Source organism: Paenibacillus sp. J31R109, assembly GCF_059692055.1.
In genome coordinates this window covers 62,341-69,306 of record NZ_JCAUAR010000026.1, presented here as the reverse complement: position 1 = coordinate 69,306, position 6,966 = coordinate 62,341, and the positions used below count along the sequence as shown (strand labels likewise).

7 protein-coding genes are annotated in these 6,966 nt (G+C 43.5%); 3 read left to right on the top strand and 4 right to left on the bottom strand.

The window, feature by feature from the left end; genetic code table 11:
- Positions 1–89: 89 nt before the first annotated feature.
- From AC58QT_RS33045 to AC58QT_RS33035, 3 genes are all read right to left on the bottom strand, one after another.
- Positions 90–575 (bottom strand): hypothetical protein, encoded by a 486-nt coding sequence (locus AC58QT_RS33045; RefSeq protein ID WP_497412692.1) that lies wholly within the window; start codon positions 573–575, stop codon positions 90–92.
- 76 nt (positions 576–651) lie between these two features.
- The gene (locus AC58QT_RS33040; RefSeq protein WP_497412691.1) at positions 652–2,298 is read right to left on the bottom strand and encodes an AraC family transcriptional regulator; all 1,647 of its coding nucleotides are present in this window, start codon (positions 2,296–2,298) and stop codon (positions 652–654) included.
- 46 nt (positions 2,299–2,344) lie between these two features.
- The gene (locus tag AC58QT_RS33035; RefSeq protein ID WP_497412690.1) at positions 2,345–3,310 is read right to left on the bottom strand and encodes a helix-turn-helix transcriptional regulator; all 966 of its coding nucleotides are present in this window, start codon (positions 3,308–3,310) and stop codon (positions 2,345–2,347) included.
- A gap of 101 nt (positions 3,311–3,411) precedes the next feature.
- On the opposite strand from AC58QT_RS33035, the gene AC58QT_RS33030 reads away from it, so the two are divergent.
- Together AC58QT_RS33030 and AC58QT_RS33025 are read left to right on the top strand one after the other, a co-directional pair.
- Positions 3,412–3,891 carry a GyrI-like domain-containing protein gene (locus AC58QT_RS33030; RefSeq protein WP_497412689.1) on the top strand — a complete coding sequence of 160 codons (480 nt, stop codon included), beginning with the start codon at positions 3,412–3,414 and terminating at the stop codon, positions 3,889–3,891.
- 23 nt (positions 3,892–3,914) lie between these two features.
- Positions 3,915–4,382, top strand: coding sequence for a DUF8821 family protein (locus AC58QT_RS33025; RefSeq protein WP_497412688.1), 468 nt, complete (start codon positions 3,915–3,917; stop codon positions 4,380–4,382).
- A 69-nt stretch (positions 4,383–4,451) separates the two neighbouring features.
- Here AC58QT_RS33025 and AC58QT_RS33020 read toward each other — a convergent pair whose 3' ends face one another.
- On the bottom strand, positions 4,452–5,828 hold the full coding sequence (locus AC58QT_RS33020) for an MDR family MFS transporter (RefSeq protein WP_497412695.1): 1,377 nt from the start codon (positions 5,826–5,828) through the stop codon (positions 4,452–4,454).
- Between the two features lie 190 nt (positions 5,829–6,018).
- Between AC58QT_RS33020 and AC58QT_RS33015 the strand changes: the two genes are divergently transcribed.
- A complete protein-coding gene (locus AC58QT_RS33015; protein ID WP_497412687.1) occupies positions 6,019–6,636 on the top strand; it encodes a TetR/AcrR family transcriptional regulator in 618 nt (205 codons plus the stop codon).
- Positions 6,637–6,966 lie beyond the last annotated feature (330 nt).

Genomic DNA, 6,966 nt, shown 5'->3' with positions numbered 1-6,966 from the left:
TTTCAGGATACATGGTTCCGTCATTCCCATCCTTGGTTGTAAAGTTAAGATTACTGCTGTAATCTCCTGCTTTTCACACTGTTTGGTGCTTATAGCAGAACTTGTCGTACTCCGCCACTTAGTTCCAACGGAACGGTTGGCGCTATCTTGGAGTAATTATCGTATTTCGAAGACCCCCATGAAATGATAAGATCGGGCTTCAACTCAACGATCTTCTCCAGGGATTGTCCAATGCTCTCCGTGCCATCTTTCTTAATGAAAGGATGGTTCTTAAGTACAAAGTCATCTGTACCAATAGGCTTAAGCCCAAGGGCAACGAGTTGGCCATAGTACCAGTCAGTTACTACACGTTCTGCTTTGACAGGAATTTCAGAGGTACCTGACATATGTTTATAGGATCGAGTTTTCGCTTCTGTACTCGGTTTATCTGTTTCCTTAGCAGCGTCTACTGGTTGGTTACTGGCCGTTGGTGTTCCCGCGGTACTGCCGGATTCCTTCGCATTGCTGCAAGCGACAGTCCCCCCCACCATCATGATGATGATAAAACAAATTAGTATGATTCTCTTTTTACCCATTACCTAGTGCCCTCCCGCATATAATGATTCTCATTCTCATTTACAATGATAACAAGATCATTCTTCCATGTACATGTCAGATTATTCGCTGTTTCTTTGGATAATTGGGCAACAGGTAACGGATGACATCATGTAGTTGGGCATCTATCGCAGCTGGCCCGTAGCCGTACCATTTGGTCATATCCACTGGATATACACATTGTTGCTTCCCGGCAGTTAAGGCAAGCCATTCTGGGCTTTTCATCATGGTCACTGCACGTTGTTGGGCTGCTTGATTATTCTCAATGGATACAAAGTAATGATCAGCATCGTAACTGGTTAACTCAGGGATAGCAAACTCTGGGTGTTCTAACCCTTGCATGTACATGGACTTAACAGCCTGAGGGCGTGTCAGCTGCAAACTGTCATAAAGTAAATCAGCCCCCATGTATCCAAAAGCATAAATCAGTGAACGATTACTGCGCACATTCATGATGGCAACTGTGGCGTGCGGATCCAATGTTCGTCGTAAAGCCTCGCGCACTTGTCCTGCTCTGTGATCAAAGGAATCCAACCAGTTGCGTGCTTGCTGCTCCATACCCGTTATCTGAGCAACGCTCATAAAATGTTGCTTCCAATTCACACCGCGCCACGGAATCTGAATGACCAGTCCCGTCTGGTGATAGTTTTTAATTTGTTGGTAGTCATCCCCTTCTAGTTGAGGAAGCAAAATGATATCAGGCTTGACATTCTGGAGGACTTGCAGCCGTCTCGCATGCTCGGTTTCCCAATAGAGCGGTTGGAACGAACGTGAGTCATGTAATAGTTGAAACTGATCATTCATCCAGTTATCTGTAATGGCTGCACATGGCTTAACGCCAAGCGAGAGCAAGTCCAGTGTGAAGGCATGATCGAGGGATGCAATTGTATGGGGTTTACGTAAATAGATGGTTGGAGACACCCCTGTGACTTGCTTGAACTTACGGCTTAAATAGAACTCATCGGCATAACCCACCTGGCGAGCAACCTCGTTTAACGATTGTCGGGATTGCAGCAAAATAGTCTTAACCTTATCAATACGAATTCGATTCAGATATTCGGTAAAAGTAGAGCCTGTGCGCTGCTTGAAGCTTAGCGTGAATTGCCGAAGGCTTAAACCGGATAGGCGTACAACATCATTTCGTTTGATTTTACGCTCATAATGCGTGTGCACATAAGAAATGACTTGATCAATACCGTCCAGCGGTTGAGAAAAAGAAAGGGAATCGGGCTGTTCGAATGCCCAGCAGGCATCAGCGAACAGGGTAAGGAATTGAGCCTGTAGAGGTAGACGCTGTGATAAGCTGTTATACAGTCGATTTTCGTAGGAATCGTATAGGGAGGAAACTTGATCTAGCAGAACGGAATGGCTTAGTTTGGCCAGCATCGGCATGAACGGGGAGTCTGTGGACGATTCCTCGGCTACCCATTCATAGATGCAAGCATAGAAATGAAGCTGCTCAGTAGATGGATGAAGTTTCTCTATCAGATCCTCATGTTGAATATGAATGGATGTATGGGGAGGTAGATATACACAACCGATGCCTTCAAGCCTATGCGCGTGGTTGTTAATCGTAAGGATAACGGAACGTGCATGTATAAATAATAAACTATAGGCATCCCGATAATAGTGAAAGCCCTCAGTGTGCAAGGCTTCTGTGTGCATCGACATGGTTTTAAGAACAGGAAGTCCTGAATGCTTCATAATGAGTGCCAGCTCCTTCTATGATGCTTCTTCTTCATTCATCATTTTACGTATTCCCTAAAAGAACCAATCTTTCCCGTAAACCTTCCATAACCTCTTTAGGCATTTCCCTGATCGTGATATCTCCACCTAAGAAAAGCAGCCAATTTGTGATATCGGCCAATTCATCGGAGTGATGAACATGGATGAAAGTTTTTATAATACCCGTAGACTGATAAGGATTCGTGTATGCAATTGACATGTTTAACGGATGGTATTTTTTGAACTGAGCAATCGCATCTGGACCAAGTTCAAGGATGAGGTTGAAGACTTTTTCCTGTTTGCTCAGTTGTTCTAGAATTTTCTTCTTGGTTATTCTTTTTTTTCCTGAGTAAGGTGTAACATCGGTGAGATTGTCGACTGGAATAATCCGCCGCTTCTCTTCCTCTAGGTCAAAGCCTTCAATTTGCCAAGAACTTTTTTCACGATATAAGTGCAAAAGATAAATGGGATAAGTCTTTATTTCACTTCCTATTTCGACGGAAACTACGAAGTAGCTTTCCATAATAATGATTTGGATAAGCTGTTCTAACATAGGATGGGGCAGATCTGACAGATCAAGCAGGTCGGGATTGTGAGGGTTGGTTCCCTCAAATAGCAAGATTTGATTTAACAGAACAAGATCATCTTGCTGGTTTTCCGAGATGAGTCCGAGTAATTTTTCCGCTAAAGAGTGGCGACTCTTGAGATAGGGGAGTTGTTGATTTCTAGTGGCCATGAAGGCAATAAACAAGGCTTTTATCTCATTATCGGTGAAACGGACAGTTGGTAGGACGGAATTTTTCATGACAAAATAACCCCCGTCCCTACCGACTTCGGCGACAAGCGGCATTCCCATCGACTCAATTTCTCTGATATCTCTAATGGCTGTTGAACGAGAGATAAGAAATTCCTGCATAATCTCAGAGATGGTAAAGTGGGCTCGGTTGTTGATATACCGCATGATGATGTTAATTCGCTCTACTTTTTTCATCGGGTCCTCTAAACAGTATCATATTTTGACATGATTTATCGTTATTATAAACCTATCAAGTAGAAAAACAAATCATCCATTTGAAAAGAGGAGAGTTCATTATGACAATGTATACCCTTGAGGAAAAAGACAGCTTTATCGTTCTAGGTATTGGTACGGAGCTGAAGAGCAATTACACAGATTATGTTGGTATCAACAAGGAGAAAGAGACCTTTTGGCGGGCCGTAGAGCAAGACGGAAGGCTTAACACTTTAAAATCGATTGCCACGAACGACTACATTTTTGCAGTAAATGAAGCGGTAAATCACAAGATGATGTATTATGCCGGGGTCATGACAGGAGCAACGGTTCCAGAAGAACACAGGGTGATTCAATTCCCTAAGGGACAATACCTCGTTGTTAAAGGCGAAGGAAAGACAGCGGAAGAGTTGAGTAATAGACTCACTGGTATTGCCTTTGGTCAAGTTTTGCCAGAAGCCCAAGATTTCGCCTATGTTGGCGGGCCCAATGCAACGGTTGAGATGGGGCAGCAAGACGGCCTTGTCTATGGTGAAGTTTGGATTCCTGTCGTTGGTAAATAAGCGAGGTCATGGGAGGTATGAACATGTCGCAGATCGTTGATTTTAAAAATGTGTCTACAGTTGGTTTAGAGTCATCACCCGTAGTTGAAGCGCTTGCTGGTTTACGCGCGAATGAAGCCCGTTATTTTATGAACAAATATAAACATGAATTTACGGTTGTACCCGCTAGCGAAAGTCAGGAGGCTCTTGCGTATGCAAACCGAATTCTGAAAGAAGAACGTGGTATTGAGTTTGCGTCCAAGCCGTTAGAAACGTCGCGGTTTCAAGTGGAAAACATCCAATTTACGTATGTCTTTTATGAGGATGGTCTTGGGATCAATGTCATGTATACGGTTGATGATCCTAAGAAGCGGGCTGTTGGTTTTAAGCTTTCTGAGGGGATGGAAGTACCTAAGGAATTGGAAGAGAAGAAGTTTAAATTTGCTAGACAAAAGTCAAAGCTTGCGGGGACAATTCGGGGTTCATTCTTCGTGATTAAAGGACAATATTAAGGCGTCTCGTTTGAAAAAATGTAAAAATGGCGTACGATCTCAGAAACGAGATTGTACGCCATTTTCTTTTTACTGCTTCGCAGCAACCTTGGAAGCCACCTTATTCGTTAAAAATAGGGAAGGAACGGTCATGATGACCATGAGGATGCTCGCTGTTAAGAAACCGGCTTGGTAGGCAGATGCCAAATGGGAAACATCCGGAGTCGCAACTTTCAACTGATTGACGACAATGGTTGCTAGTACGGCTGAACCGAAGGCGCCGCCGATATTTTGAACAATGCGGGTGGCGATACTGGCTTGTGGAATTTGCGTTCTGGCTAAACCGGTATAGGCATCACTCATTAATGGGATGGCTACGCCGCCAACGCCGATGCCGCGAATAAGGAGTACAATCGCAATCATCCAATAACTCGTATGTTGATCAAACCAAATAAAAGGAATTGTTCCAACCAAAGAAATTACGATCGAGATGATGACAACAATCTTGGCACCGATGCGGTCAATCATTTTCCCGATTAGGGGCCTTACAAGCAACATACCAACCCCCTGAGGGATTAAAGATAAGGAAGCGACGATGATGGAATCATTGCGTACATTCTGAAATAATAGCGGCAGCAGTAGCATTGGACCCATTGTGCCGATCCCAGCCAGGAATAAACCGCAGAAGGATGCGCTAAAACTTCTAAACTTAAATAAGTTTAAGGGCATAATAACTGTTTTCTCATTCCGAAGTGCGTACATGACATACATGATAGTTAATACAGTGCCAATGAGGATGAACGTTATGGTTTTCGTATTCGTAAAACCCGCCATCTCCGCAGCTGCAGTGATACCGTAGATAAAACTAACCGAAATACTACCGAGCAATAAGATCCCTAGCCAATCAAGCTTTGCTTGTTGGTTGGCAGGCGGGAAGCTGGGCAGCTTTTTATAAATAAAGTATAGCGTTATGAACACAACGGGAACATTGATGAAGAAGATCCAATGCCAGGAAAGATAGTCCACAAGGACCCCGCCAATAACGGGCCCCAGAATTGGCCCTAGAACCATGGGAAGACCGACAATAGACATTAATCGACCGAGTACTTTTTGGCCGGCTGCTTGTATGAGAAGCGTTGTTAACAGTGGCATAATCAAACCCGCGCTAAAGCCTTGAATAAGCCGGAAAACAATCATACTAGCTAAATTCCATGATAGTCCTGACGTAACCGATCCAATCAGAAAAACGATCTGAGCGGCGATATACACCTTTTTTCCATCGAATCGCTGAATTAACCATCCCGAAAAGGGAACGGCTATTCCTGTAGCTAATACATAGCCTGTCACGATCCATTGAATGTTATCAAGTGAGGCACCGAAAGCCTTAGCGAAATCATTCAGTGCGATATTCACCATGGTTCCATCCAGCATGGGGGCAATCGCACCAAGGACAAGTACAAACGCCATAGTTAACAAGGGCCGGGGTATTTTTTCATCTTCTTTAGTAGCCACGATACGAGCTCCTCTCTATATAAGGTACAATTTGAACCTTATTTACATAATGAACTATACATCGCTTTGAAAGAAGTTGCAAGGTACAATATGTATCTTATATTCATGCTATACTGATGACATAGAATTGATGAGGAGTTTTGAAATGCCAAGTATAAGAAAACGAGGGAAAGAGCTTGAGAGCGCCATATTGGAAGCAGCATTTGAGATTTTTCAAACATCTGGCTATCCAGAGATGACATTCCAAAATGTCGCCAAAAAGGCGCAAACAAGTCGCACAGTCTTATATCGTCAGTATGAAAGCCAAATGCATCTGCTACATGCCATGGCGCATTATCGCATATCACAAGTGTTCGGGGAGTCTACGTTACTTGACCTCATAGAAGATCATGGAAGCTTGCGCGCAGATTTACTCTCAGCTGTTCATGTGTATCAACGTTTCTTGGATGCGATTGGCCCCGAACTGTTCGGAACTGTCTTGTTGGAACTAAGTCGAAATCAGGAAAGCTGGAAGGAAGTCTTGCTTCATGCGCACGAAAAAAATGTGCAAATCATTCAAAAGATTCAAGGATTTGCACAGAAGCGTGGAGAAATAACGGAGGATTTCACCTCTATGCAATTACAGATACCTTTCAACATGATGAGATATGAATTTATGATTCGTGGTGGAAAGTTGACTGATTCCTATTTGCGTGTATTAGTCGACGAAGTATTGCTGCCAATGTATTTGAATAACAAGGGGTCAGCTCATACAACAAATTAAGAAGTAGGAAAAAGCGCACTCAATCATCACTGTCTAACTCATGAAGAAAAGGACGTCCAATGGGGCGTCCTTTTCTCGTTTCTCGGGTTATCGAAGGCCGAGTGGATGCTTCACACTTTTATCGATTATGACGAATTGTTTGGCTGGATTAAGATTTCATCATCATCCCAAAACGAAGCCATTTTGGAGTTAGCCTCTACCCGATAAGATGAGAATAACGACGGTGGAGGGAGGGAAGTGGAACGGCTGACGACCGCGTGTAGCGAAACGGGTATAACTAGCGCAGGTGTAACGGAGCAAGTGATTTGCCAATAGGAGAGGAGACGATTG